31 protein-coding genes are annotated in these 20,650 nt (G+C 68.7%); 16 read left to right on the plus strand and 15 right to left on the minus strand.

Features of this window, described 5'->3' with window-relative positions; genetic code table 11:
• Positions 1-63 precede the first annotated feature (63 nt).
• The 5 genes from JHC99_RS04945 (at position 64) to JHC99_RS04965 (ending at position 2,372) form a co-directional block, all read left to right on the plus strand.
• The gene (locus tag JHC99_RS04945) at positions 64-561 is read left to right on the plus strand and encodes a hypothetical protein (protein WP_292152348.1); all 498 of its coding nucleotides are present in this window, start codon (positions 64-66) and stop codon (positions 559-561) included.
• Positions 554-931: a type II toxin-antitoxin system VapC family toxin gene (locus JHC99_RS04950; RefSeq protein WP_292152349.1), complete on the plus strand. Its 378-nt coding sequence runs from the start codon at positions 554-556 to the stop codon at positions 929-931. Before JHC99_RS04945 ends, JHC99_RS04950 begins: the two co-directional genes overlap by 8 nt.
• 17 nt (positions 932-948) lie before the next feature.
• Complete coding sequence (ubiG, locus tag JHC99_RS04955; protein WP_292152350.1) at positions 949-1,719, plus strand: bifunctional 2-polyprenyl-6-hydroxyphenol methylase/3-demethylubiquinol 3-O-methyltransferase UbiG; 771 nt, start codon at positions 949-951, stop codon at positions 1,717-1,719.
• Positions 1,716-2,039, plus strand: a complete 324-nt coding sequence (locus JHC99_RS04960) for a hypothetical protein (RefSeq protein ID WP_292152351.1) — start codon at positions 1,716-1,718, stop codon at positions 2,037-2,039. The genes ubiG and JHC99_RS04960 overlap by 4 nt, the downstream gene beginning before the upstream one ends.
• 108 nt (positions 2,040-2,147) lie before the next feature.
• Entirely contained in the window at positions 2,148-2,372 is a 225-nt protein-coding gene (locus JHC99_RS04965; protein ID WP_292152352.1) for a hypothetical protein, read from the plus strand.
• 10 nt (positions 2,373-2,382) lie between these two features.
• Here the strand turns inward: JHC99_RS04965 and JHC99_RS04970 are convergent, their stop codons facing one another.
• Genes JHC99_RS04970 through JHC99_RS05000 form a run of 7 tightly spaced genes read right to left on the minus strand, consistent with a single transcriptional unit; the run spans position 2,383 to position 6,623 of the window.
• On the minus strand, positions 2,383-2,916 hold the full coding sequence (locus JHC99_RS04970; protein ID WP_292152353.1) for a GNAT family N-acetyltransferase: 534 nt from the start codon (positions 2,914-2,916) through the stop codon (positions 2,383-2,385).
• Positions 2,871-3,344 (minus strand): DUF6265 family protein, encoded by a 474-nt coding sequence (locus JHC99_RS04975; protein WP_292152354.1) that lies wholly within the window; start codon positions 3,342-3,344, stop codon positions 2,871-2,873. Before JHC99_RS04975 ends, JHC99_RS04970 begins: the two co-directional genes overlap by 46 nt.
• Positions 3,345-3,371: 27 nt before the next feature.
• A complete protein-coding gene (locus tag JHC99_RS04980; protein ID WP_292152355.1) occupies positions 3,372-4,196 on the minus strand; it encodes a helix-turn-helix domain-containing protein in 825 nt (274 codons plus the stop codon).
• A gap of 1 nt (position 4,197) precedes the next feature.
• Positions 4,198-4,632 (minus strand): DUF1178 family protein, encoded by a 435-nt coding sequence (locus JHC99_RS04985; RefSeq protein ID WP_292152356.1) that lies wholly within the window; start codon positions 4,630-4,632, stop codon positions 4,198-4,200.
• A 10-nt stretch (positions 4,633-4,642) separates the two neighbouring features.
• A complete protein-coding gene (locus tag JHC99_RS04990; protein ID WP_292152357.1) occupies positions 4,643-5,482 on the minus strand; it encodes a carbon-nitrogen hydrolase family protein in 840 nt (279 codons plus the stop codon).
• Between the two features lie 5 nt (positions 5,483-5,487).
• The gene (gene grxC / locus JHC99_RS04995) at positions 5,488-5,745 is read right to left on the minus strand and encodes a glutaredoxin 3 (RefSeq protein ID WP_292152358.1); all 258 of its coding nucleotides are present in this window, start codon (positions 5,743-5,745) and stop codon (positions 5,488-5,490) included.
• Positions 5,746-5,804: 59 nt separating this feature from the next.
• Positions 5,805-6,623 (minus strand): ComF family protein, encoded by an 819-nt coding sequence (locus JHC99_RS05000; RefSeq protein ID WP_292152359.1) that lies wholly within the window; start codon positions 6,621-6,623, stop codon positions 5,805-5,807.
• On the opposite strand from JHC99_RS05000, the gene JHC99_RS05005 reads away from it, so the two are divergent.
• A complete protein-coding gene (locus tag JHC99_RS05005) occupies positions 6,622-7,494 on the plus strand; it encodes a methyltransferase domain-containing protein (protein ID WP_292152360.1) in 873 nt (290 codons plus the stop codon). The genes JHC99_RS05000 and JHC99_RS05005 overlap by 2 nt on opposite strands.
• A 24-nt stretch (positions 7,495-7,518) precedes the next feature.
• On the opposite strand, the gene JHC99_RS05010 is transcribed toward JHC99_RS05005, so the two are convergent.
• Entirely contained in the window at positions 7,519-7,692 is a 174-nt protein-coding gene (locus tag JHC99_RS05010; RefSeq protein ID WP_292152361.1) for a Flp family type IVb pilin, read from the minus strand.
• Between the two features lie 47 nt (positions 7,693-7,739).
• Positions 7,740-8,150: a (deoxy)nucleoside triphosphate pyrophosphohydrolase gene (locus tag JHC99_RS05015; protein ID WP_292152362.1), complete on the minus strand. Its 411-nt coding sequence runs from the start codon at positions 8,148-8,150 to the stop codon at positions 7,740-7,742.
• A 299-nt stretch (positions 8,151-8,449) separates the two neighbouring features.
• Between JHC99_RS05015 and JHC99_RS05020 the strand changes: the two genes are divergently transcribed.
• Both JHC99_RS05020 and JHC99_RS05025 read left to right on the plus strand, forming a co-directional pair.
• Positions 8,450-8,878, plus strand: coding sequence for a DUF350 domain-containing protein (locus JHC99_RS05020; RefSeq protein WP_292152363.1), 429 nt, complete (start codon positions 8,450-8,452; stop codon positions 8,876-8,878).
• A 4-nt stretch (positions 8,879-8,882) separates the two neighbouring features.
• The gene (locus tag JHC99_RS05025) at positions 8,883-9,701 is read left to right on the plus strand and encodes a serine protease (protein WP_292152364.1); all 819 of its coding nucleotides are present in this window, start codon (positions 8,883-8,885) and stop codon (positions 9,699-9,701) included.
• 161 nt (positions 9,702-9,862) lie between these two features.
• Here the strand turns inward: JHC99_RS05025 and JHC99_RS05030 are convergent, their stop codons facing one another.
• Positions 9,863-10,750 carry an isoaspartyl peptidase/L-asparaginase family protein gene (locus JHC99_RS05030; protein ID WP_292152365.1) on the minus strand — a complete coding sequence of 296 codons (888 nt, stop codon included), beginning with the start codon at positions 10,748-10,750 and terminating at the stop codon, positions 9,863-9,865.
• 174 nt (positions 10,751-10,924) lie between these two features.
• Between JHC99_RS05030 and JHC99_RS05035 the strand changes: the two genes are divergently transcribed.
• Together JHC99_RS05035 and JHC99_RS05040 are read left to right on the plus strand one after the other, a co-directional pair.
• Complete coding sequence (locus tag JHC99_RS05035) at positions 10,925-11,926, plus strand: NADPH:quinone oxidoreductase family protein (protein WP_292152366.1); 1,002 nt, start codon at positions 10,925-10,927, stop codon at positions 11,924-11,926.
• Positions 11,927-11,937: 11 nt separating this feature from the next.
• Positions 11,938-12,711 carry a 2OG-Fe(II) oxygenase family protein gene (locus tag JHC99_RS05040; RefSeq protein WP_292152367.1) on the plus strand — a complete coding sequence of 258 codons (774 nt, stop codon included), beginning with the start codon at positions 11,938-11,940 and terminating at the stop codon, positions 12,709-12,711.
• Here the strand turns inward: JHC99_RS05040 and prfA are convergent.
• A complete protein-coding gene (gene prfA, locus JHC99_RS05045; protein WP_292152368.1) occupies positions 12,708-13,775 on the minus strand; it encodes a peptide chain release factor 1 in 1,068 nt (355 codons plus the stop codon). The two genes, JHC99_RS05040 and prfA, sit on opposite strands and share 4 nt — an antisense overlap.
• A 211-nt stretch (positions 13,776-13,986) precedes the next feature.
• Here prfA and JHC99_RS05050 point away from each other — a divergent pair, with 211 nt between their 5' ends.
• The 3 genes from JHC99_RS05050 (at position 13,987) to JHC99_RS05060 (ending at position 16,079) form a co-directional block, all read left to right on the plus strand.
• The gene (locus JHC99_RS05050; protein ID WP_292152369.1) at positions 13,987-14,604 is read left to right on the plus strand and encodes a response regulator; all 618 of its coding nucleotides are present in this window, start codon (positions 13,987-13,989) and stop codon (positions 14,602-14,604) included.
• 112 nt (positions 14,605-14,716) lie between these two features.
• The gene (locus tag JHC99_RS05055) at positions 14,717-15,493 is read left to right on the plus strand and encodes a sulfite exporter TauE/SafE family protein (protein ID WP_292152370.1); all 777 of its coding nucleotides are present in this window, start codon (positions 14,717-14,719) and stop codon (positions 15,491-15,493) included.
• A 79-nt stretch (positions 15,494-15,572) separates the two neighbouring features.
• Positions 15,573-16,079 (plus strand): hypothetical protein, encoded by a 507-nt coding sequence (locus JHC99_RS05060; RefSeq protein ID WP_292152371.1) that lies wholly within the window; start codon positions 15,573-15,575, stop codon positions 16,077-16,079.
• 43 nt (positions 16,080-16,122) lie between these two features.
• On the opposite strand, the gene JHC99_RS05065 is transcribed toward JHC99_RS05060, so the two are convergent.
• The 3 genes from JHC99_RS05065 to JHC99_RS05075 form a co-directional block, all read right to left on the minus strand.
• Positions 16,123-16,707 carry a YajG family lipoprotein gene (locus JHC99_RS05065; RefSeq protein WP_292152372.1) on the minus strand — a complete coding sequence of 195 codons (585 nt, stop codon included), beginning with the start codon at positions 16,705-16,707 and terminating at the stop codon, positions 16,123-16,125.
• Positions 16,708-16,824: 117 nt separating this feature from the next.
• A complete protein-coding gene (locus tag JHC99_RS05070; RefSeq protein WP_271145818.1) occupies positions 16,825-17,511 on the minus strand; it encodes a response regulator transcription factor in 687 nt (228 codons plus the stop codon).
• A 61-nt stretch (positions 17,512-17,572) separates the two neighbouring features.
• Positions 17,573-18,301: a YggS family pyridoxal phosphate-dependent enzyme gene (locus tag JHC99_RS05075; RefSeq protein WP_292152373.1), complete on the minus strand. Its 729-nt coding sequence runs from the start codon at positions 18,299-18,301 to the stop codon at positions 17,573-17,575.
• Here JHC99_RS05075 and JHC99_RS05080 point away from each other — a divergent pair.
• Positions 18,300-18,929, plus strand: coding sequence for a thiamine phosphate synthase (locus JHC99_RS05080; protein WP_292152374.1), 630 nt, complete (start codon positions 18,300-18,302; stop codon positions 18,927-18,929). The genes JHC99_RS05075 and JHC99_RS05080 overlap by 2 nt on opposite strands.
• A gap of 165 nt (positions 18,930-19,094) precedes the next feature.
• On the opposite strand, the gene JHC99_RS05085 is transcribed toward JHC99_RS05080, so the two are convergent.
• Positions 19,095-19,487 (minus strand): NtrZ family periplasmic regulatory protein, encoded by a 393-nt coding sequence (locus tag JHC99_RS05085; RefSeq protein ID WP_292152375.1) that lies wholly within the window; start codon positions 19,485-19,487, stop codon positions 19,095-19,097.
• A gap of 349 nt (positions 19,488-19,836) precedes the next feature.
• Here JHC99_RS05085 and JHC99_RS05090 point away from each other — a divergent pair, with 349 nt between their 5' ends.
• Both JHC99_RS05090 and JHC99_RS05095 read left to right on the plus strand, forming a co-directional pair.
• Positions 19,837-20,322, plus strand: coding sequence for a DUF3576 domain-containing protein (locus JHC99_RS05090; RefSeq protein ID WP_292152376.1), 486 nt, complete (start codon positions 19,837-19,839; stop codon positions 20,320-20,322).
• A 155-nt stretch (positions 20,323-20,477) separates the two neighbouring features.
• Positions 20,478-20,650, plus strand: a 173-nt coding sequence (locus JHC99_RS05095) for a hypothetical protein (RefSeq protein ID WP_292152377.1), incomplete at its 3' end; no start/stop codon positions are given.

The raw sequence follows: 20,650 nt of genomic DNA on the forward strand, positions 1-20,650 counted from the left end.
GCTTTGCTGTCCGGTTCCGCGAACATTCGTGATCTTGTCGCATGTCTCCAGATGGAGTAACTGATGGATGTCATGGACGGACCAACCGAGACAATATCGAACCGGATACGGCGATTGTCAGAAGCCGGTCACTCGCGCGCAGAGATCGCGCGTCTCGTGAATCGGTCATATCAGCAGGTTCGTCAGGTGCTGGTGAACGACGCAGCGCGCGGCAGACCTTCGCCTCAAGGCGTCAGCGAGGTCGGCGTGCGCTATGACACCGAGACCCGCGGCGATCATCGATCCGACCTGCCGATCCGAATAGCCGTGGCCGGCGACGGTTCAGTCACCCTGCCGGCGGGTCTGGTTCGTCGGCTTGGCACCTCCGAGGGGAGATTTGTCATCGGCACCTGGACAGCAACAGGTCACGGCGAGGATACGCTGACGCTTATGGGGCCGGCGGTTGCGCTGGAGAAGGCACGCGAGGGCCTCCCCGTCTGGCAACCGGGTGAGCCCCTCTGGTCCGAGGAACTCATTGCCGAGCGACGGGCGGAGGCGGCCCGGGAGGCTGCGGATGACTGACCCGGTCCTGGATTCCTCAGCGGTCATCGCGATGCTGAGGGGGGAACCGGGCGGTGATCGCGTGATGGCCATCGGCGGAGCGGGTACGCTGTGTACGGTGAACCTGGCCGAGGTCGTGGCCCGATTGGCAAAGCTCGATCCGGCGTCCGCCAGAATCCGCACGGCCCTGCTGCCTTACCGGATCGTGGATTTCGATGAGCAGCTCGCGGTCGACGCCGGACTCCTTCGGGCCACCACAGACGCGCATGGCCTGTCGATAGGGGACCGCGCCTGCCTGGCCCTGGCGCGACGCGAAGGCGCACCGGTCTGGACCACGGACCAGCCATGGGCGAAGGTGGACGTGGGCGTCGACATCGTTCTGCTGCGCTGATCTTCGAGAGCCTTCCAATGACCGCCGTCCCTGTCCACACCGCCGCCGGCCCCTCGATCGATCCGGCCGATGTGGCGCGGTTCTCGGCCCAGGCAGCGGAATGGTGGGACGAGCGGGGGCCGTTCGCACCCCTGCACCGGTTCAACCCGGCCCGGCTGGCCTTCGTACGCGACCGGGTCGGCGAGCATTTCGGGCGCAACACCCGGCGCAGGGCACCGTTCGAGGGGCTGAGCCTGATCGATGTCGGATGCGGTGGCGGGCTGCTGGCCGAGCCGATGGCGCGGATGGGGTTCGCCGTCACCGCCATCGACGCCTCGGCTGAGAACATCGGCACGGCACGGGCCCATGCGGAGCCGCAGGGCCTGGACATCGCCTATCGGTCCGCGACCGTGGAGCAGATGGAGGCAGAGAACGCCGGACCATTCGACGTGGTCCTGACCATGGAGGTGGTCGAGCATGTGGCCGATCCCGAGGCCTTCTTGCGCAGTTGCTCGCGGCTGGTGAAGCCGGGCGGGATGCTGATCGTGGCGACGCTGAACCGGACTCTGAAGTCGCTGGCCCTGGGCAAGATCGCGGCGGAATATGTGCTGGGCTGGGTGCCGCCGGGGACGCACGACTGGCGACAGTTCCTGAAGCCCGACGAGATCCGGATGATGCTGTCGGCAGAGCCCGTGGCGGTGTCGGGACCGTTCGGCCTGTCGCTCGATCCCTTGACGGGGCGGTGGAGCGAGGGCGACGATGCGGCCATCAACTACATGATGATCGCGACAAGAGGCGAGGCGGCATGATCGAAATCCTGGCAGCGGTGACGGCGCTGCAGTCCGTCGAGACGATCCAGCAGGCACAGCGGCTGGCGGGCGTCGTCGGCATCTGCGCGCGCTGGGAAACCGATCCCCTGCGCGTCGTCGAGGTCATCGTGGTGCGCCCCTCGGGCAATGCGACGCTGGATGCCGCCGTGCCCCCGACCGTCAAGACGACCGCCTGGCCCAGGCCGGCCGGCGATACAGGCGGGTGGACCGGGCAGTGGGTCGCCATCGGCGGGGTGCCCATCCCGCCGGGGCCCCAGCCCGACTGCTCGGCCCTGCCCGCCCCGCGACCCGCGACCTGATCGGCCGAGGCTTACGGCGAATTCATCCAGGTTGCGGTCTTGTAACGGGACAGGTGGCTGCGGGCGGTGAGAGACAGGGGCCTTCACACGCTCCACCGGGACCATGACATGAAACGCCTCCTGATCCTCGCCGCCGCCGCTTCGGCCGCGCTTCTGACCTCCGCCTGCGTCACCGTGATCGACGCGGACAGCGACGACGACCTGGCGTGGCACGGCGAGAACGCCCAACCCTTCGATGCAGCCCGCAGCGAATGCCGCGCCTCGACCGGCAAGGGCCTGCGGTCCGACGATTTCCGGGACTGCATGGCCGCCAAGGGCTGGACGCGCAGCTGACCGACGCGGCTCAGAGCGGCCGGATCATGTAGCGGGCGTCAGACCCGTATCCGGCCAGCTTTGCCGTCATCACCTCGCTCTCGCGCACCGAAAAACCGTAGCGCGCCCAGAAGCCGGTCGCGTCGTTGACGGCGACCAGGGCCAGGGCGGGCGAGCCCTGTGCCCTTGCCTGATCCGCCAGTCGCTCGACGATCGCCGCCGTCGCGCCCTGGCCCCTCGCGTCAGGGTGCAGGCAAAGGTCGTGCAGATACATCACCGCCGCATCGTCCGGGATCGCCGCGATCAGGGTGTTCAGCGCCGGGGCCTCATCCGCCCGCCACGGATAGGCGATCAGATAGCCGAGCGGGCGGTCGGTTTCGTCGGCCAGGACGAAACAGCCTTGGGGCCAGAGGATCAGACGGTTCTCGAAACAGTCCCGCCCCTCGAAATGGTCGGGAAAGCCGATCAGGGCGATGCCGGCGACCCCGTCGAGGTCGGCCGGGGCCATCGGTCTCCAGATCAGCGCGGGCAGCGGGTGTTCAGGGGTTTCGCCTCGAAGGTCCATGCCATGCTCCGCGCCTCACCACCGATCGTGCCCTCGATCCGGGCGTTCAGGGCATCACCGGCCCGCTCATAGAGGATCCGGGTCGGGAAGTCGTTCGCGGCGTTCTCGAACACCGCCCGGTTCGCACCGCTCTCGATCAGCACGAAGGGGGTCGGCGGCGCACCGTTCGGCTGGGCCACATAGGCCAGGCCCTCGGGCGTCGGGACGATGTGCGACACCTCGAACGACGGACGCCCCCGGGCCGAGATGGTGACCGCATGGCCGACCATCAGCCCGGCGCGCAGGTCGCTCCAGGTCTCGGACACCTCGCCGCCGCCGGAGCAGTCCAGCCAGTAGCCCGCCATCCACGACAGGTCCGGCGACTGTGCCGGTGCCGGTGCCGGTGTGGCGGTCTGGATCAGGGCGGCGGTCAGCAGAGCGGTCAGCATGGCGGTCTCCATCGGTGCGGACCGACCCTAGAGCGGGGAATGGGGCGAGGGCTTGTAGGATTGCGACGCCAGGCTGCGGGCCAGCTCGACCTGGTCCCGCGCCCAGTCGGTGGCGGTGCAGCCCAGATACCGGCGGAAGTCCCGTGCCATCTGGGGCTGGTCGAAATAGCCGGCCTCCAGACCTGCCTCGAGCCAGGGCATGGGATCGGCCGAAGGGTCAGCCGCGTGGTCGAACACCCGCCGAAAACGCAGGATCGATCGCAACTCGCGGGGCGAGATGCCGACCCGGTCCCGGAAGCGACGCTGGAGGCCCCGCTGTTCGGCGGGGGAGCGAGCCGGGATCGCCGCCTCGGCAAGCGCGGCGTTCACCTCGGCGCGGACCAGGGGGTCGATCGTCCAGCCGTGTTCGCGACGGTGCGCCTCCAGAACAGCGACCATGACCGCGACCTGTCCCTGCGGATCGCGCGGGGGAGCGGTGACACCCGCCAGCCGCCCGGTCATGTCGAGACGGCGATCGACGGCCAGATGCGCCGAATGGCCCAGCCAGTCGCGGGCGCCGTCGGGCTCGAAACGGACGGCGACCAGTTCGACGGGACCGACGGGCCGCAGGGCCAGGGGCCGGGTCATCTGGCCCGCGAACAGGGCTTGCGGCTGAAGACGGAAGACGCCGTCCTCGCCCGCTTCCTCGTACGGCGAACCGATGTCCAGGATCAGTTCGGGACAGCCGTCCGGTGCGATCCGCTGCACGGCCCCCGACGGGTTCGGCGAGCCATAGGTCCAGATGGTGCGCACGAAGGGCCGAAGCGAGGCCGGCGGTTCGTGCTCGGCGTAGTGATCCTCGCCTGCGGTCACGTCAGTTGATCTTGGCCGGATCGGGCGGGGCGGCGGGCAAAGGGGCGCAGGGGACGCCGTCGGCCTTCAGCGCCTTGACCTCGGCGGGCGTGGCCTCGCCGTAGATCTCGCGCTTTTCGGACGCGCCTTCATGGATGGCGCGGGCCTCGCGGGCGAAGGTGTCGCCGACGTAGTCGAAATTCTGCTCGACGTGCGCGCGGACCTCGCGGGCGGCGTCCATCATCATGGTCTGGAGCCTGGCGGCCATCTCGGGCGAGGCGTCGGACCGCTTCGTGCCTGCGACGGCGGGGGCCATGATCTGTTTGGACACGCCGCGCGAGCCGCAGAACGGGCATTCGACCAGCCCACGCGCCGCCTGGTCGTCATAGTCCGAGGACGAGCCGAACCAGGCCTCGAACGGGTGGGCGTGATCGCAATGCAGGGCGTAGCGGATCATGATGGCCCAGTCACAAGGGAGGCGCGAAATCGCGGTCGTGGCGCAGGGCGGGCACCGAGGCGCGGGCCTGTTCCACCTGGGCGAAATCCAGCGTGGCGTGAAGCACGGCCGGTTCGTCATGGTCAAGGCGGGCGATGACCTCGCCCCAGGGCGCGATGACGATCGAATGGCCAAAGGTCGCTCGGCCGTCCTCGTGGACCCCGCCCTGCGCCGGGGCCAGGACATAGGCTCCGGTCTCGATGGCGCGGGCACGCAGCAAGGTCTCCCAGTGGGCGCGGCCGGTCGGCACGGTGAAGGCGGCGGGCACGGCGATCATCACCGCCCCCGCCTTGGCCAGCTGGCGATACAGGTGCGGGAAGCGCATGTCGTAGCAGACGCTGAGGCCCAGCCGGCCCCAGGGGGTGTCGGCGACGCAGGCCCCGTCGCCGGGCCGGATGCCCGCGCTCTCGCGGTACCGCTCCCCATTGGCCAGGTCGACGTCGAAGACGTGCAGCTTGTCGTAGCGGGCGACGATCACGCCATGGGCGTCGATCAGCAGCGACCGGTTGGCGGCGCGGGCATCGCCGGCATGGCCCGAGTTCACGATGGCCGATCCTATCAGCAACCACACGCCCAGTTCGGCGGCCAGGTGGCGCAGGCCGATGACGGCGGCATCCTGATCCTCGTCCACGATACCGACACGGCGGGTATCGGGACGCTGGTCCAGCCGGTTGCAGGCCTCGGGCGTCAGGATGAATTTCGCGCCTTCGGCCGCCGCCTGGCGGATCAGGGACTCGACATGGGCCAGGGCCGCCTCCGCCGTCGCCGGGGTGCGGGTCTGGATCAGGGCGATGTCGAGCCCGTGAGACACGGCGATCAGGCCGCCAGAAGCGGATCGAGGCCGCCGCGCCGTTCAAGCGCCTGGATGTCGTCACAGCCGCCGATGTGGTTCCCGTCGATGAAGATCTGGGGGAAGGTGGCGCGGCCGCCCGACTTCTGGATCATTTCCTGCTTCTTCTCCGGATCACTGGAGGCGACGATCTCCTGGTACTCGGCCCCCTTCTTGTTCAGCAGGGCGATGGCCGAGGCGCAGTAGGGGCAACCGGGTTTGGTGTAGATGACGATCTCGGCCAAGGCGAAGACTCCGCAAAAGGTTAGGGACAGGATTCCAACGCACGGAACCCGATTGAGGGTCACATAGGCAGTTCGCGCGCGGTTCGCACCCTCGCAATGACGGCCAGGTCCACGGCGCGGGCCCCCGCATCCATCAGGGCCCGGGCGCAGGCCTCGCCCGTCGCCCCGGTGGTCAGGACGTCGTCGATCAGCAGGATGCGCCGACCCTTGATCCGGCGGCGACCCGCCTCGGTGACGGCAAAGGCCCTGGCGACATTCAGACGACGGCCGCGCATCGACTTTCCCCCTTGCGTCGTCGTCGGCGTCGAGCGGACCAGAGCGTCGGGCAGATGGTCGAGGCCGGCATGGCGGGCCAGGGGACGGGCGATCTCGGCCGCCTGGTTGAAGCGCCGCGACAACAGCCGCATCGGGTGGAGGGGCACGGGAACGACGGCGTCGGCGTCGTCGATCAGGTCGGATGCCGCTCGGCCCAGCCAGCGGGCGAACAGGCCGGCGAACTGCTGCTGGTCGGCGTGCTTGAACTTGAGGATCAGACCGCGCGAGGCCTCGTCATAGACACAGGCGGCCCGGGCCCGGGCAAAGGCATAGGGGCTGGCCAGACAGGCGGCGCAGCGGGCGGCGGCGAAGGCCCCGCCGTCGAACTCGAAGGCCGCGCCGCAGCCGTCGCAGACGGGGGCCTCCAGGAACTGAACCCGGCTCCAGGCGTCGGCCGACAGGCCCGCCGCGGCGGTGGCCTCGCGGCTGTCATGGGCGACGGGCGGCAGGATCAGGTCGGCCAGGCACCGCCCCAACTCGGTCAGGGATGGAAGGCGAGGCAGGCGAAACGCGGCACGGCCCGCTTGGCTTTGCGGCGACGAACCCCCATCCTGAACCTCCATGAGCACCCCCTCCGGCCCCCCGGTCATCTTCGACAGTCGCCGCCGTGCCGCCCGGCTGGCCCGGTCCGCCGCCCGGTTCGGGTCGGCCGACTTCCTGCACGTGCGGGCCGCCGAAGACGCGGTGAACAGCCTGGAGGCCACCCTGCGCGATTTTCCGGCCGCGGTCGACCTGTCGGCGCATCCGGGGCCGTTCCGGGAGAGGCTGAGGGACAGCATCGCCGCCGCGCGGGTCGGAGAGCCCCGCTGGATGGGCGCGCAAGCCGCGGCACCGGGGGCGCAGGATCTGGAGATCGAGGCGGGATCGACCGACCTGATCATGTCGCTGATGACCCTGCACTGGGCCAACGACCTGCCCGGCGCGCTGAGCCAGATCCGACGCGCATTGAAGCCGGACGGGCTGTTCCTGGGCACGCTGCTGGGGGCCGGGACGCTGAAGGAGCTGCGCGCGGTCGTGACCGAGGCGGAGCTCGCCGAACGCGGCGGCACCCAGGCGCGGGTCTCGCCCTTCGCCGACGGATACGATGGCGCGGCCCTGTTGCAGCGGGCCGGGTTCGCCCTGCCGGTGTCGGACGTCGATCGGGTGACCGTACGCTATCCCGACCTGTTCGCCCTGATCCGCGACCTGAGGGCCATGGGCGAGACCAACCAGCTGGCGGGGACGATCCGCCCCCTGACGCGGGGAATCGTTGGCCGCGCCGCCGTCCTGTACGCCGAACGGTACGCCGAGCCGGATGGAAAGATCCCGGCCACCTTCGAGATCGTCAACCTCGCCGGCTGGGCCCCGCACGAAAGCCAGCAGAAGCCGCTCAAACGGGGGTCCGCGACCACGCGGCTGGCGGATGCGTTGAAGGTGAGCGAGCGGCGGAACTGATCCCACCCCATCCGCTGATCTAAGCTACATCGCGTCCCGCACCGCATACATGGCGGTGTTGAAGATGGCGGAGGCCTGGTTGCCGAAGGCGGTGACGGCCGAGACGATGACCAGGAAGATCAGCGAGATGATCAGGCCGTATTCGATGGCGGTGGCCCCGGAATCGTCGGTCAGGAAGCGGTCGAGCAGGGTGCGCATCGGTCGTCCTTTCCGGGTTTGGGCGCTGTCCTGGCGCAACCGTTGATTCAGAGCAGGTCGCGCAACCAGGCGACCAGGGGGGCGTCGGCCGGCGGCATGGGATAGTCCGAAAGCTTGCTCGGCTTCACCCAGGCGAGGGCGGCGTGTTCGTGGGCCACGACCACGCCGGACCAGCGTCGGCACAGATACAGTGGCATCAGAAGGTGAAAGCTTTCGTAAGCGTGGCTGGCAAAAACGAAGGGGGCCAGGCAGGATTCGGTGACCTCGATGCCCAGTTCCTCGCGCAGTTCGCGGATCAGGGCGGCCTCGGGCCGTTCGCCCGGCTCGACCTTGCCGCCCGGAAACTCCCACAGGCCCGCCAGTTGCTTGCCCTCGGGCCGTTTGGCGATCAGCACCCGGCCGTCCACATCGATCAGGGCGACGGCGACGACGAGGACGGTGGGGAGGGTTTCGGACATGAGCCGCCTGTAGCGCACACCTTCAAACCCGTCATCCTCGGGCTTGACCCGAGGATCGGACCGTCAGCGCATCGGAGGCGGGCGAGAGGCACACCCTCGATCCCGCTCAATCCTCCTGTCCGTCTTCGCCCCGCGTCCGGCCCTCGGGTCGAGCCCGAGGGTGACGGCGTTCAGAGGACCACCCGAAATCTTTCGTGACAGAGTGTGGCGTCGACGCGCTTGCGGATTGGGGCGGGATTCGGGCAAGGACGATCGACCGGCCGCATGGCCTAACCGCTTGAGTTCACGGACCGTCGTCCTTGCCCGACATCCTCGCCAGCCCCGAAATCCAGGCCTTCGCCAGCGGGTTCCCGGTGATGATCGGCCATGTGCTGCTGACCTTCGCCCTGCTGGGCCTCGGCGCGACCCTCTATGCCTGGCTGACGCCGTGGAAGGAGATCGCCCTGATCCGCGAGGGCAATGCGGCGGCCTCGGTGGCCTTCGGCGGGGTGCTGATCGGACTGGCCATTCCGCTGGCGGTGTCGCTGTCGGTCTCGACCTCGCTCAGGGACATCGGCGTGTGGGGCATCGCGACCCTGGTGCTACAGCTGTTCGCCTTCCGGGTCGTGGACCTGATCCTGACCGGCCTGCCGCAGCGGATCCAGGAGGGCGAGATTTCGGCGGCCGTGCTGCTGGTCTCGGCCAAGCTGGCCACCGCCCTGGTCCTGGCGGCCGCCCTGGCGGGATGAGCGGGTGAGGATCCCGGACTGGGTCATCTATGGCGCGGTGATCGCGGGGCTTCTGATCGCCTCACTGACCGGCCGCGAGAACGCTGACGCCCCGCCCGCCCCACCGCCGCCGGACGCGGCAGAAGGCGCGCTGCTGGGTCCCATCACCCCGTTCGATCCGGCCATCACCGTTGATGCCCCCGACATTCCGTTCCAGCCCGCCGCCGGGACCGCCTTTTCCATCGCCGAGACCGGCCGCTGGGCGACGGCGCGCCATGTGGTCGAGGGCTGCCGCCGCCCGGCCATCGTGATCGGCGGCGACCGGGCCGTCGCGGCCTCGGTGCGGCTGGCGCGACAGGCCGACATCGCCATCCTGATCACCGATGGAGGCCCCCCTGCCCTGCCGGTGCTGATGGAAAGCCTGCGGATCGGCGAGCGCGCCTTTCATCCGGGATTCCCGCAAGGCCGCGCCGGAGAGGCCTCCAGCCTTTTGCTGGGCCGCGAGACCCTGCGGGTGCGCGGCCGGGGCCAGCGCGACGAGCCGGTGCTGGTCTGGGCCGAGACCGGGCGCACCGAGGGTCTAGCGGGGACGCTGGCCGGGCTATCGGGGGCCCCGGCCCTGGACCGCGAAGGCCGCGTCCTGGGCGTCACCATCGCCGAGAGCCCGCGCCGGGGCCGCATCTACACCACCTCGCCCGAGACCTTCGGCCCCGCCGTTCTCGGCGTCGCCGCTCCCGGTGCCCGGCCTCTGGACGAACCGGTCACGGTCGAGAACTACGGCCGGGTGGCGGATACGCTGAGGCGCGAACTGCGGGTGGCGCAGGTGGTGTGTCTGTCTGTGTGAAGCCTTTCCTCCCCGGTCGCCCCTTGGCGAATGGGGAGGGGCACCACGAAGTGGTGGAGGGGCTCTCGCCGCGCATACCGTGTCTGGGGTGAAGAACCCCTCCGTCTGCTCGCAAGAGCTCGCATCCACCTCCCCAAGCTCCGCTTGGGGAGGAGAGTCATCTACCGCCCGAACACCTCGACCCCGATCTCGCCATCGGGGCGCAGCCAGGCGCGTTTCATGCCCTGGCTGTTGAAGGGGTCGGCGATATTCCCGGCGGCGTCCAGCGCGATCAGGCCGCCGTCGCCGCCCAGGGCGCCGATCTGGTCGATGACGCCCCGCGTCGCCTCGGCCAGGGACTGACCTGAACCGACGCGCCAGCCGACCTGGGCGCCCGCCGCGACGCGGATGAAATACTCGCCCTGACCGGTGCAGGACACCGCCGCGCCCTCGTCCGCCCAGCTTCCTGCCCCCGGAATGGGGGTGTCGCCGACCCGACCGGGCATCTTGCCGAACACACCCGCCGTCGAGGTGCCCGCGGCCAGAACGCCGTGGGTGTCCAGCACGCAGCAGCCGACGGTACCGTGACTCAGCGTCCCCGGCGGATGATTGTCCTCGCCCTGTCCCGCGTGGGTGAACCAGGCAGCCTCGTCACCGATGGCTTCCAGCCCCTGATCCATCGCGAACAGGGCCGCGCCCTCTCCGGCCAGCATGACGTGGGGGGTCCGGTCCATCACGGCCCGGGCCGCCGTGATCGGGCTCTTGAACCCTTGCAGGGCCGCGACGGCACCCGCCCGGCGGGTCGAACCCTCCATCAGGCTGGCGTCCAGCTCGTAGGCCCCGGCCAGGTTGGGAGAGGCGCCGCGTCCGGCGACGTAGAGACCCGATTCCTCCAGCATCGCCGTGGCTTCGACCACGACGTCCAGCGCCGACGCCCCGGCCTCCAGCCGCGCCTTCATGGCTTCGACCACTTCGCGCATATGGACGATCTCACGGTCGTAGTTGCGCTCACGCCGGGCCCCGGCACCACCGTGCAGGATCAGGGCGGGGCGGGTGGTTCCAGCGGGCATCGGGGGCTCCAAACGTACGGCCGCGTTCGATCGGGCCTTTTCTTATCGCGAGGGGCTGATTAGCGTCCCCACGACGCGAACGCCACGGGGGCGTTGGCCGACCCTCACCTGACAAGACCGCCTCAAGCAGCGCAACGCGCGTTAGGCGGTCCGAGCGAAGCGAGACCCCAGAAGATGCGCGCCATCCTGTCCAAGGCCGTCGGCGGTCCCGAAACCCTGGTGTTCGAAGAGGTGCTGGACCCCACGCCCAAGCCCGGCGAGGTCATCATCGAGGTCAAGGCGGTCGGCATCAACTTCCCCGACACCCTGATCATCGAGGACAAATACCAGTTCAAGCCGCAGCGCCCCTTCTCGCCGGGTGCCGAGGTGGCGGGCGTGGTCGAGGGGGTCGGCGAAGGCGTCAAGGGCGTGTTCAAGGGCGACCGGGTCATCGCCGTGCCCGGCTGGGGCGGCCTGGTCCAGCGGATCGCCGTGCCCGCAAAATCGGTCATCAAGATGCCGGACGGAATGTCGTTCGAGGAGGGCGCCGCCCTCATCATGACCTATGGCACCAGCTATTATGCACTCAAGGACCGGGCGAACCTGAAACCCGGCGAGCGGCTGCTGGTGCTGGGGGCAGCCGGTGGGGTCGGTTCGGCGGCGGTCGAGCTGGGCAAGGCCATGGGCGCCGAGGTCACGGCCGTCGCCTCCACCAACGACAAGGTCCAGTTTGCCCTCGAACTGGGGGCCGACAACGGCCTGATCTATCCGGCTGGCGCCATGGACAAGGCGGCCCAGAAGGAACTGTCGGGCGAGCTCAAGCTGGCCTGCGGCAAGGATGGGCCGGACGTGGTCTATGACGCGGTCGGCGGCGACTATGCCGAGCCCGCGCTTCGATCGATGGACTGGTACGGCCGATATCTGGTGGTCGGCTTCCCGGCGGGGATCCCGTCCTTTCCGCTGAACCTGACCTTGCTGAAGTCGGTACAGGTGATCGGGGTGTTCTGGGGCGCCGCCGTGGCGCGCGATCCGGCCGGTCACGCGGCCAATGTCGCCGACCTGCTGAAACTCTACGCCGAGGGCAAGATCAAGCCGCGTATCTCGAAGACCTTCCCGCTGGAACGGGCCGGGGATGCAATCCAGGCCCTGGGTGACCGGTCGGCCATGGGCAAGATCGTGGTGACGGTCGAATCCTGAAGGCGCGGGGCGTGAGCGACATCCGGCTATCGCCCGATCTGGACGTCGCATCGCTGGCGGCGGCCTTCGCCGGGCGGCAGCGGCTGCATATCCCCAACATCCTGGCCACGCCTTGCGCCGAGGCGGTGGCGGGGGTGCTGGAGGCCGAGACGCGGTGGAAGACCACGGTCGCGGCGGGCGGGGCCCATTTCGAGGTGCCGCTGGACGGGCGGCGGGCTGCCGATCCCGCGCGCCAGTCCTGGCTGGACGAGACGGCGGTCGACGGAACCAGCCCGGTGCCGCAGTACATCTTCGACACCCGCCGCCTGGGGCTGGAGCGGGTCGGTCTGGATGACGGGCGGGGCGATCAGGACGCGGCCGACGCCGTGCTGGACTGGCTGAACAGCCGCGAATGCCTGGATTTTCTGCGCAAACTCACCGGCGACGACCGCATCGACCTGTGCGACGCCCAGGCCAGCCGCTACCGCCCCGGTCACGTCCTGACCGCCCACAACGACACTTCGGTGGGGAAGAACCGGCTGTACGGCTATGTCCTGAACTTCAGCCGCGACTGGCGCGCCGACTGGGGCGGCAACCTGGTCTTCTATGGTCGTGACGGACATATCGAGCACGGCTGGGTCCCGGCCTTCAATGCGCTGAATCTGTTCGTCGTGCCGACGCGTCACGCCGTGACCCAAGTGTCCTCGTTTGCCGCCCGGGACCGGCTATCGATCGTCGGCTGGGTCCGGTCGCACCAGAAGGTCGGACCCCAGACCCGCGACGAGGCCGGGTCGGTGGCCTATTAGGAGAACTCCGCCTCCAGGTCCGCCAGCCGGGCGGCCTGATCCTCGGCGATCAGGGCGTTCAGCAGGGGGTCGATGTCGCCCTCGATGATCTGGGGCAGGCTGTGCAGGGTCAGACCGATGCGGTGGTCGGTCACCCGGCCCTGCGGATAGTTGTAGGTCCGGATGCGTTCGGAGCGGTCGCCCGAGCCGACCTGGGACTTGCGCGCATCCGAGCGGGCATTGTCCTTCATCTGGCGCTGCATGTCGTACAACCGCACCCGCAGGTTCTTCATCGCCTTGTCGCGGTTGACGTGCTGGCTCTTTTCCGACGAGGTCACCACGATCCCGGACGGGAAGTGGGTGATGCGCACGGCGGAATCGGTCTTGTTGACGTGCTGGCCGCCCGAGCCGGAGGCGCGGAAGGTGTCGATGCGGATGTCCTTGTCCTGGATGTCGATCTCGACGTCCTCGACCTCGGGCAGGACGGCGACCGTGGCGGCCGAGGTGTGGATGCGCCCTTGCGTTTCCGTCGCCGGGACACGCTGGACACGGTGGACGCCTGACTCGAATTTGAGCCGGCCGAAGACGCCGTCGCCGGTGACGGTGGCGATGATCTCCTTGTAGCCCCCGGCGTCGCCCTCGGTCGCCGAGTCCAGTTCGACCCGCCAGCCGCGCGTCGAGGCATAGCGCGAATACATCCGGAACAGGTCACCGGCGAAGATGGCGGCCTCGTCCCCGCCGGTTCCGGCACGGACTTCGAGCACGGCCGAGGCGTTCTCGTCGGCGTCGCGCGGTGCCAGCAGCAGGGCGACGTCGCGCTCCATGTCCGGCAGCCGGGCGTTCAGGGTCTCCAGCTCGTCGGCGACCATCGCCGCCATCTCGGGGTCTTCGGCCATCCCGGCCAGATCCTCGATCTCGGCGCGGGCTCGGGCCAGGGCCTGGACCGCGTCCGCGACCGGCTTCATCTCGGCGTGTTCCTTGGACAGGCGCACGATCTCCTGACCGTCGCTGGCCGCACCCATCCGCGCCTCCACCTGGTGGAAGCGGTCGAGCACCTGATCGAGCCGGGCCTGGGGCAGTCGCAAGGGGAAGGTCGCCTGTTCTGAAAGGAGGGGCGTCTTTACTCCGGCGGGCGGCGCCGTGTCGATGCGTCCGCGCCCGGTGTGCGGCCGATGCGCGCGATGGCGCGATTGTGACCCCCGCGTGAGCCGGTCTCACGTTGGCGTCAGAGGCGGTTACGGTCAGGGCCGCCGAGGCTTAGGTCTGGTCCCGCTGTTCAACCCGGAGGCTGCCCCGATGTTCGACCGTCCCCCTGAGACACCCACCACCGAAGCCCCGCTCCAGGACAGTATCGAACGCCTGTGCGCTCTCTACGATCGGCTGCTGGGTCAGGTCCACGGCGACGGGATGACCGAAACCGCGTCGGCCGAGCTCAAGGCCCTGGCCGGAGTCTATGACCTCGATATCGACAGAGCCGACACCGAGGTCTGGGCCGACCTGCGTGCCGTCCTGATCCGCCAGACCGCACCGGGCGACACGACGACGCCCCTCTCGACCGAGACCTACACCCTGATGCTGGTCGAGGACGATCCGGAGACGGCCGCCGACCTGACGGCCCTGCTGTCCGAGGCCGGTCACCGCATCATCGGACCCTTCCACAGTGCCGAGGCGGCCGAGGCCATGGCGGCGCTTCAGCCGATCGACCTGGCCCTGCTGGACATCAATCTGTCTGGCGAGGGCGACGGCATCGCGCTTGCCCGAACGCTCAAGACCCGGTGGGGCGTGCGAAGCCTGTTTCTCTCGGGAGACCTCCCGGCAGCCGCGCGTCACGCCGAACTGGCCGAGGCCCTGGTGCTCAAACCCTATACGGGCCGTGAGGTTCTGGACGCCGTGGCGCGAACCGGGGCCGGTTGAGCCCCACCGCTCTGACGATGCGAGGAATACTCCCCTCCACCGCTAGGATTTGTCGCTTTACCGTGGGGCGGTCGCGTCTGAAAACCCGACCACGGTTTCAACACAGGCCTCCATGCAAGACTTCTGGATCTTCCTCCTCGTCGGTTTCGGCGCCCAGATCGTCGACGGTGCCCTGGGCATGGCCTACGGGGTGATTTCGTCGACCGTACTGCTGGCCTTCGGCGTGCCGCCGGCGACGGCCTCAGCCAGCGTCCATGCCGCCGAGGTCTTCACGACGGCCGCATCGGCCGGGTCCCACGCGGTCAACAAGAACGTCAACTGGGGCCTGTTCGTGCCCTTGGCCCTGGGCGGGGCCCTGGGCGGAGGCTTGGGGGCCTTCGTCCTGACCAGCATCGACGGCGACCTGCTGAAGCCCTGGATCACCGCCTATCTGTCGATCATGGGCTTCGTCATCATCTGGCGCGCGACCAAACAGACGCGCGAACGGGTCTTTCCAACGAAACTGGCGGGGCCGCTGGGTCTGGTCGGAGGCTTCTTCGACGCCATCGGCGGCGGGGGATGGGGCCCCACGGTCACCACCACCATGGTCGGCTCGGGCCAGGATCCGCGCATCTCGATCGGCACCGCCAACACCGCCGAATTCTTTGTCACCGCCACCATCTCGGCAACCTTCCTGGCTGCCCTGCTGACCGGTCACTGGCAACAGGCGGACGGGGTCGTGAACCACGCCATGTCGGTCGTCGGCCTGATCGTCGGCGGTCTGCTGGCCGCGCCGTTCGCCGGCATCATCGCCCGGATCGCCCCCAAGCGCGTCCTGACCTATGGTGTCGGCGCGGTGGTGCTGCTCAGCGCCGGCTATCAGGCACTGCGGCTGTTCGGGGTGCTCTGAAGCCACTCTCCCCGGTTGCAGCACAGCCGCTTTCGGCTAAGTCTCGGCCGGCGTCGGAAAGACGCGAGGGATTGAAAATATGCGTCTCGAAATACCCAGGGCGATCTTGGTTCTGGCGACAGGCCTTTTCCTTGCAACCGGTCTGTCCGGCTGTGTGACGTCGAGTACGGGCGATACCATCAAGCCGCTGTCGGCCGATCGGGCGCGCGATGCCTCGATCGGAGACATCGTGCTGGTGGCCAAGCCGGACACGGTGTCGGCCGAGTTCGCCGGAATCTTCGAGACCCGGGTGCGCGAGGAACTTGCCAAATGCGCGACGGGGTCGAGTCCCTTGCGCCTCAACGTCCGCATCATCGAGATGAAGGGTGCCAACGCCGCCATGACGGTCCTGGTCGGCGATTCCAACGTCATTCGTGGCTCCGCCGCCCTGATCGATCCAGCGACGGGAGAGATCGTCGGCGACTATGAAATCAACCAGTCCACGGGTGGCGGCGGCCTGATCGCGGCCGTCAGCATGGGTCAGGCCGAGGAACAGATGAGCCGGGCCTTCGGCAAGGCCCTGTGCGATCGGGCCTTCGCAGACTGACGGATCGGCCTCCCGATCCCGGGATCGGGAGGCCGTCGTTCGATTATTTCGACAGGGCGGCGGTAAAGGCCGGGTCGTCCATCAGGGTGGCCAGGGCCGCCGACAGTGCCTGGGAAAGGCTGGTCGCGGCATTGCCGCCGTTGGCCAGCTGCACGCTCCGTTCGGCCGAGCCCTCGATGCGGCGGCTGTAGACCTCGGCCCCCGAACGGCCAGCGACGGTGATGGTCATCGCAACCGTGCCGGTCGATTTGCCCGCGAACATCCCGACCGAGAAGTCGTTGTAGAAGGTCTCGACCGAGGCGTTGATGCGCGATCCGGCCTCCCCGACCGCATAGCCGCGCTGGCGCAGTTCGTCGGCGATGGCGGCGCGAACGATCTCGGTCACCTCTGTGTCAGAGCGAATCGCGGCCATCTCCATGCCGTAGCCGTTGATCTGGGCACCGATACGGGCGCGGTTTTCGGTACGCGCGTCGGTGGAGGCGACCGTGACCTGGATCGATCCGGCGCCCGGCACCGGCGCGGCCTGACTGACTGTGTAGGGAACGGGCACGACGTCTTCGGACGTTGCGCAAGCTGATAGGGTCAGGACGGCGGCGAGGGCCGTAACGCTGGCGAGACGAATGGACATGGATTCCCCGAAAGACGCTCCGACCGACATGGCCGGCGACGTCATTCTAGCGGGGTCGCCACCGAGGACCAGTCGCTTCGCCACGATAAGTTGCGCGGCAGGAAAATGGTTCCGGGCTCACGGCTGGAGGCGATAACCGCCTGCATCGGTCAGCAGCAGACGCGCCGCGCCCGGCTCGGGCTCGATCTTCTGGCGCAGGCGATAGATGTGGGTCTCAAGCGTGTGGGTCGTGACCCCGGCGTTGTAGCCCCAGACCTCGGTCAGAAGCTCCTCGCGCGAGATCGGCTTGGCCCCGGCGCGGTACAGGTATTTGAGGATATTGGTCTCTTTTTCCGTCAGCCGGATCTTCTTGCCCTTGTCGTCGAGCAGAAGCTTGCCCGCCGGCCGGAACTCGTAGGGGCCGATGGCGAAAACGGCGTCCTCAGACTGCTCATGGCTGCGCAGGTGGGCGCGGATGCGGGCCAGCAGGACGGCGAACCGGAAGGGCTTGGTCACATAGTCGTTGGCCCCCGAATCCAGCCCCAGCACGGTGTCGGCATCCGAATCCTGGGCCGTCAGCATGATGACGGGGGTCGAGACCCCGTCCTTGCGCAACAGGCGGCAGGCCTCTCGCCCGTCCATGTCTGGCAGGTCGACGTCCAGCAGGATCAGGTCGGCCCGGATTTCCCGGCCGAGCCTCACGCCCTCGGTCGCCGTCGCGGCCTGGACCGTGCGGAACTCCTCGTGCAGGGCCAGCTGTTCAGCCAGAGCCTCGCGCAGGTCGTCGTCGTCGTCGATGATGAGCAGGGTTTTGGCTGTGGGCATGTCTTCAACAATGGCGAGGCTTGACCGATCCGCCAAGGGCAGGCCGGAAAATGAAGCGGAATCAGACCCTAGAGGGTGCCTCGGGCGACTTTCGTTCCCCGAAGATCGCCGATCCGACCCGGACATGGGTTGCGCCGAACCGAATCGCCGTCTCGAAATCGCCGCTCATCCCCATGGACAGGACCTTGAGACCGTTGCGCGCGGCAAGTTTGCCGAGCAGGGCGAAATGCAGTCCCGCCGCCTCGTCCACCGGCGGAATGGCCATCAGACCCTCGACCGAAAGGCCGTAGTCGTCGCGGACGGATCTGAGGAAGGCGTCGAGGTCGCGGGGGATGATCCCCGCCTTCTGAGGCTCCTCACCGGTATTGACCTGGACCAGCAGGCGCGGTGCTCGCCCCGCCTTCTGGATCGCCGTGGCCAGGGCCCGGGCCAGGCTGTCGCGGTCCAGGGTCTCGATGACGTCGAACAGGGCCACCGCATCGGCCGCCTTGTTGGATTGCAGGGCCCCGATCAGGCGCAGTTCGACGTCGGTGGGCCGGGCGCGTTCCTGGGTCCAGCGCGTTTGCGCCTCCTGCACCCGGTTCTCGCCGAACAACCGGGCACCGGCCGCGAGCACAGCGTCTATGGCTTCGACGCCTTGCGTCTTGGACACGACGGTCAGGGCCACCGTGGCGGGATCGCGACCGCAGGCCTCAGCGGCAGCCCGGATGCGCGCATCGACCTGGGCCATTCGCTCGGCGATGGACACGGTCGATATGGACGCGGGGGTCTCGACAGGAGATGAGGGCATGATGGACCTCTCGGGCGACGCAAGGACACTGTGGGACGCCGCCGTGGCTCTAGCCCGCGCCGCTGCGCCTGTCAGCCCGCGCCCTTTGCCGCCCCTGCTGTTCTTCACCGACCCGGTGAGGACGCCTGAGCCTTGGCGGACGGCGGAGCGCCTGCCGGAGGGGGCGGCGGTGGTTTTCCGGGGCTTTGGACGAGAAGACGCGCCAGAGACGGCCTGGCTTCTCCGAGAGGCGACCGAGGCGCGGGGCGTTCGGCTGTTGATCGGGGATGATGCGGCTCTCGCTGAAGAGGTCGCCGCCGATGGCGTTCATCTGCCCGCCCGACGCCGACAGGAGGCGACCCGGCTGAAAGCCGCGCGTCCCGACTGGATCGTCACGGCGGCGGTCCACCAAGCCCACGATGGGACCAGCCTGGAAGGACTGGACGCGTTGATCGCTTCGCCGATTTTTCCGACAGCCAGCGCGTCGGCGCGACCTCTGATTGGGCTTGAAGGTTTGTCCAGCACTGTGGCGCTCGGCCTTCCGGTCTACGCCTTGGGTGGTGTCAGTCCGGACACGGTGCGAAACCTTCTCGGCAGCGGCGCTTGTGGGTTCGCGGGCATTGAAGCGATCCAGCGGGCGTTCGGATAACGGGCCCTCCCAACCCATCACCGTCACCCTCGGGCTCGACCCGAGGGCCGGATTGTCGGCAGGGAGTGAAGGGATTGTGCGGACGCGATCGTAGAGCACACCTCTGTCCGGCTTCGCACCACGTTCGGCCCTCGGGTCAAGGCCGGGGGTGACGGCGTCCGTAGCCTAGAAGCGGAAGATCGATTCCAGACGGATGCGCGGCTGGGAGCGGCGATCGGTCTCGGCGGCGCGCGCCGGATCCTGGGCCGGACGGCCCAGGGTGGCGGCGGCTCCGACGCTGAGACGCGGGGTCACGGAATAGTAGGCGCCGGCTTCGGCATCGCCCCAGCGGGCCTCGCGCCCCACCGGCTGGTTCATGTTGAAGTTCAGGCCCCAGCGACCGTTCTCGTTCCAGCGCAGGCCACGACGTTGCGGCGCGGCCTGGGAACGCTGTGCGGCGGAGGCTTCGGACAGGGAGACGGCGGGCGCGCGCGAACGCGTCTGCGCGGAGGCTTCTCCGGCGACGGTCACAAGGGCGGCGGCCCCGATAAGTCCTGCGATGATCGCGCCGAACCGCATTTCCAACCCTTCATCGCGGCAAGGGTGCCGCGCTACACACGAACCGGTGTCTTCACCGTGATCAGCGGCGATTAGACACCCCGCGACCATTCGGTCAACGCAACGAGCCCAAATCCCCCCGGTTCCAGCGACTCTGGACCGGGCTGTGGCCCATGCGTCACGCGACAGGTGGGGGCCGGGTCGCTCGCTTGCAACGCCACGGGGGCAGCTTCGCCTTGTCATTGCCCCTTTTCAGCGTGTTATAGAGCCTCGCTACGGCGTCGACCTTGCACAGGCGGCGCTGTCGCGCCTGCGCGGCCCATCTGGCTCAAGCGGTTCGGCGTCCACAGACTTGACGGAGATTTTCTTGATGGCCCCCCACACAGCGACGGCCAGGACCCGGTCAACGACCCTGACCCGGGGCGTCGCGATCGCCGCCATCGCCTCCGGCCTGTTGCTGTCCGCCTGTGGCGGCATCCCCTTCATGGGCAAGCGCGACAATACGGCGGCCCGCACGGCCGCGGCCCAGGCCGGGATCGGCGTCAACGCCTATCTGTGGCGCGCCACCCTCGACACCCTCAGCTTCATGCCCCTTATGACCGCGGATCCCTGGGGCGGGGTCGTGAACTATGACTGGTACGTCAATCCCCAGACCCCGAACGAGCGTTTCAAGGCCACGGTCTTCATCCTCGACACCCGTCTGCGGGCCGATGCGCTGAACGTCACGGTGACGAAAGAGGTCAAGGACGCCTCGGGGGCCTGGACCGGCGCGCCCGTCGCCGCCCAGACCGAAACCGACCTCGAGAACGCCATCCTGACCAAGGCGCGTCAGCTGAACCTCGCCAACGCGGGCTGAGGCAGGCTTAACCCGCTCTCTTTTTGGGGCGCTAACGCTCGGCTCGCGGAGCCTCGCTGCTTGAGCGCGACGCGCGTCCCGATTTTCTTGGGCCGTCTTGCCATTCGGGCTATGTGAGCGCGGAGGGGATCGCCCTCTCCGCTTCCAGGATTGCCGTGGCCCGTTACGACCCCAAGACCGCCGAACCCCGCCAGCAGGCGCGCTGGGCCCAGGCCGACGCCTTCGTCGCCAAGGACACCGGCCGGCCGAAATACTATGTGCTTGAGATGTTTCCCTATCCGTCGGGCAACATCCACATGGGCCACGCCCGCAACTATGTGATGGGCGA

Source organism: Brevundimonas sp. (assembly GCF_016463485.1).
In the GTDB taxonomy this organism is placed as follows: domain Bacteria; phylum Pseudomonadota; class Alphaproteobacteria; order Caulobacterales; family Caulobacteraceae; genus Brevundimonas.

Bases quoted from the DNA above. Each gene is read 5' to 3' on its own strand.
- JHC99_RS04945 (WP_292152348.1), top strand. From the start codon at position 64: ATGGATGTCATGGACGGACCAACCGAGACAATATCGAACCGGATACGG.
- JHC99_RS04950 (WP_292152349.1), top strand. From the start codon at position 554: ATGACTGACCCGGTCCTGGATTCCTCAGCGGTCATCGCGATGCTGAGG.
- ubiG (WP_292152350.1), top strand. From the start codon at position 949: ATGACCGCCGTCCCTGTCCACACCGCCGCCGGCCCCTCGATCGATCCG.
- JHC99_RS04960 (WP_292152351.1), top strand. From the start codon at position 1,716: ATGATCGAAATCCTGGCAGCGGTGACGGCGCTGCAGTCCGTCGAGACG.
- JHC99_RS04965 (WP_292152352.1), top strand. From the start codon at position 2,148: ATGAAACGCCTCCTGATCCTCGCCGCCGCCGCTTCGGCCGCGCTTCTG.
- JHC99_RS04970 (WP_292152353.1), bottom strand. From the start codon at position 2,916: ATGGACCTTCGAGGCGAAACCCCTGAACACCCGCTGCCCGCGCTGATC.
- JHC99_RS04975 (WP_292152354.1), bottom strand. From the start codon at position 3,344: ATGCTGACCGCTCTGCTGACCGCCGCCCTGATCCAGACCGCCACACCG.
- JHC99_RS04985 (WP_292152356.1), bottom strand. From the start codon at position 4,632: ATGATCCGCTACGCCCTGCATTGCGATCACGCCCACCCGTTCGAGGCC.
- JHC99_RS05005 (WP_292152360.1), top strand. From the start codon at position 6,622: ATGAGCACCCCCTCCGGCCCCCCGGTCATCTTCGACAGTCGCCGCCGT.
- JHC99_RS05000 (WP_292152359.1), bottom strand. From the start codon at position 6,623: ATGGAGGTTCAGGATGGGGGTTCGTCGCCGCAAAGCCAAGCGGGCCGT.
- JHC99_RS05010 (WP_292152361.1), bottom strand. From the start codon at position 7,692: ATGCGCACCCTGCTCGACCGCTTCCTGACCGACGATTCCGGGGCCACC.
- JHC99_RS05015 (WP_292152362.1), bottom strand. From the start codon at position 8,150: ATGTCCGAAACCCTCCCCACCGTCCTCGTCGTCGCCGTCGCCCTGATC.
- JHC99_RS05030 (WP_292152365.1), bottom strand. From the start codon at position 10,750: ATGCCCGCTGGAACCACCCGCCCCGCCCTGATCCTGCACGGTGGTGCC.
- JHC99_RS05035 (WP_292152366.1), top strand. From the start codon at position 10,925: ATGCGCGCCATCCTGTCCAAGGCCGTCGGCGGTCCCGAAACCCTGGTG.
- JHC99_RS05050 (WP_292152369.1), top strand. From the start codon at position 13,987: ATGTTCGACCGTCCCCCTGAGACACCCACCACCGAAGCCCCGCTCCAG.
- JHC99_RS05055 (WP_292152370.1), top strand. From the start codon at position 14,717: ATGCAAGACTTCTGGATCTTCCTCCTCGTCGGTTTCGGCGCCCAGATC.
- JHC99_RS05060 (WP_292152371.1), top strand. From the start codon at position 15,573: ATGCGTCTCGAAATACCCAGGGCGATCTTGGTTCTGGCGACAGGCCTT.
- JHC99_RS05065 (WP_292152372.1), bottom strand. From the start codon at position 16,707: ATGTCCATTCGTCTCGCCAGCGTTACGGCCCTCGCCGCCGTCCTGACC.
- JHC99_RS05070 (WP_271145818.1), bottom strand. From the start codon at position 17,511: ATGCCCACAGCCAAAACCCTGCTCATCATCGACGACGACGACGACCTG.
- JHC99_RS05080 (WP_292152374.1), top strand. From the start codon at position 18,300: ATGATGGACCTCTCGGGCGACGCAAGGACACTGTGGGACGCCGCCGTG.
- JHC99_RS05075 (WP_292152373.1), bottom strand. From the start codon at position 18,301: ATGCCCTCATCTCCTGTCGAGACCCCCGCGTCCATATCGACCGTGTCC.
- JHC99_RS05085 (WP_292152375.1), bottom strand. From the start codon at position 19,487: ATGCGGTTCGGCGCGATCATCGCAGGACTTATCGGGGCCGCCGCCCTT.
- JHC99_RS05090 (WP_292152376.1), top strand. From the start codon at position 19,837: ATGGCCCCCCACACAGCGACGGCCAGGACCCGGTCAACGACCCTGACC.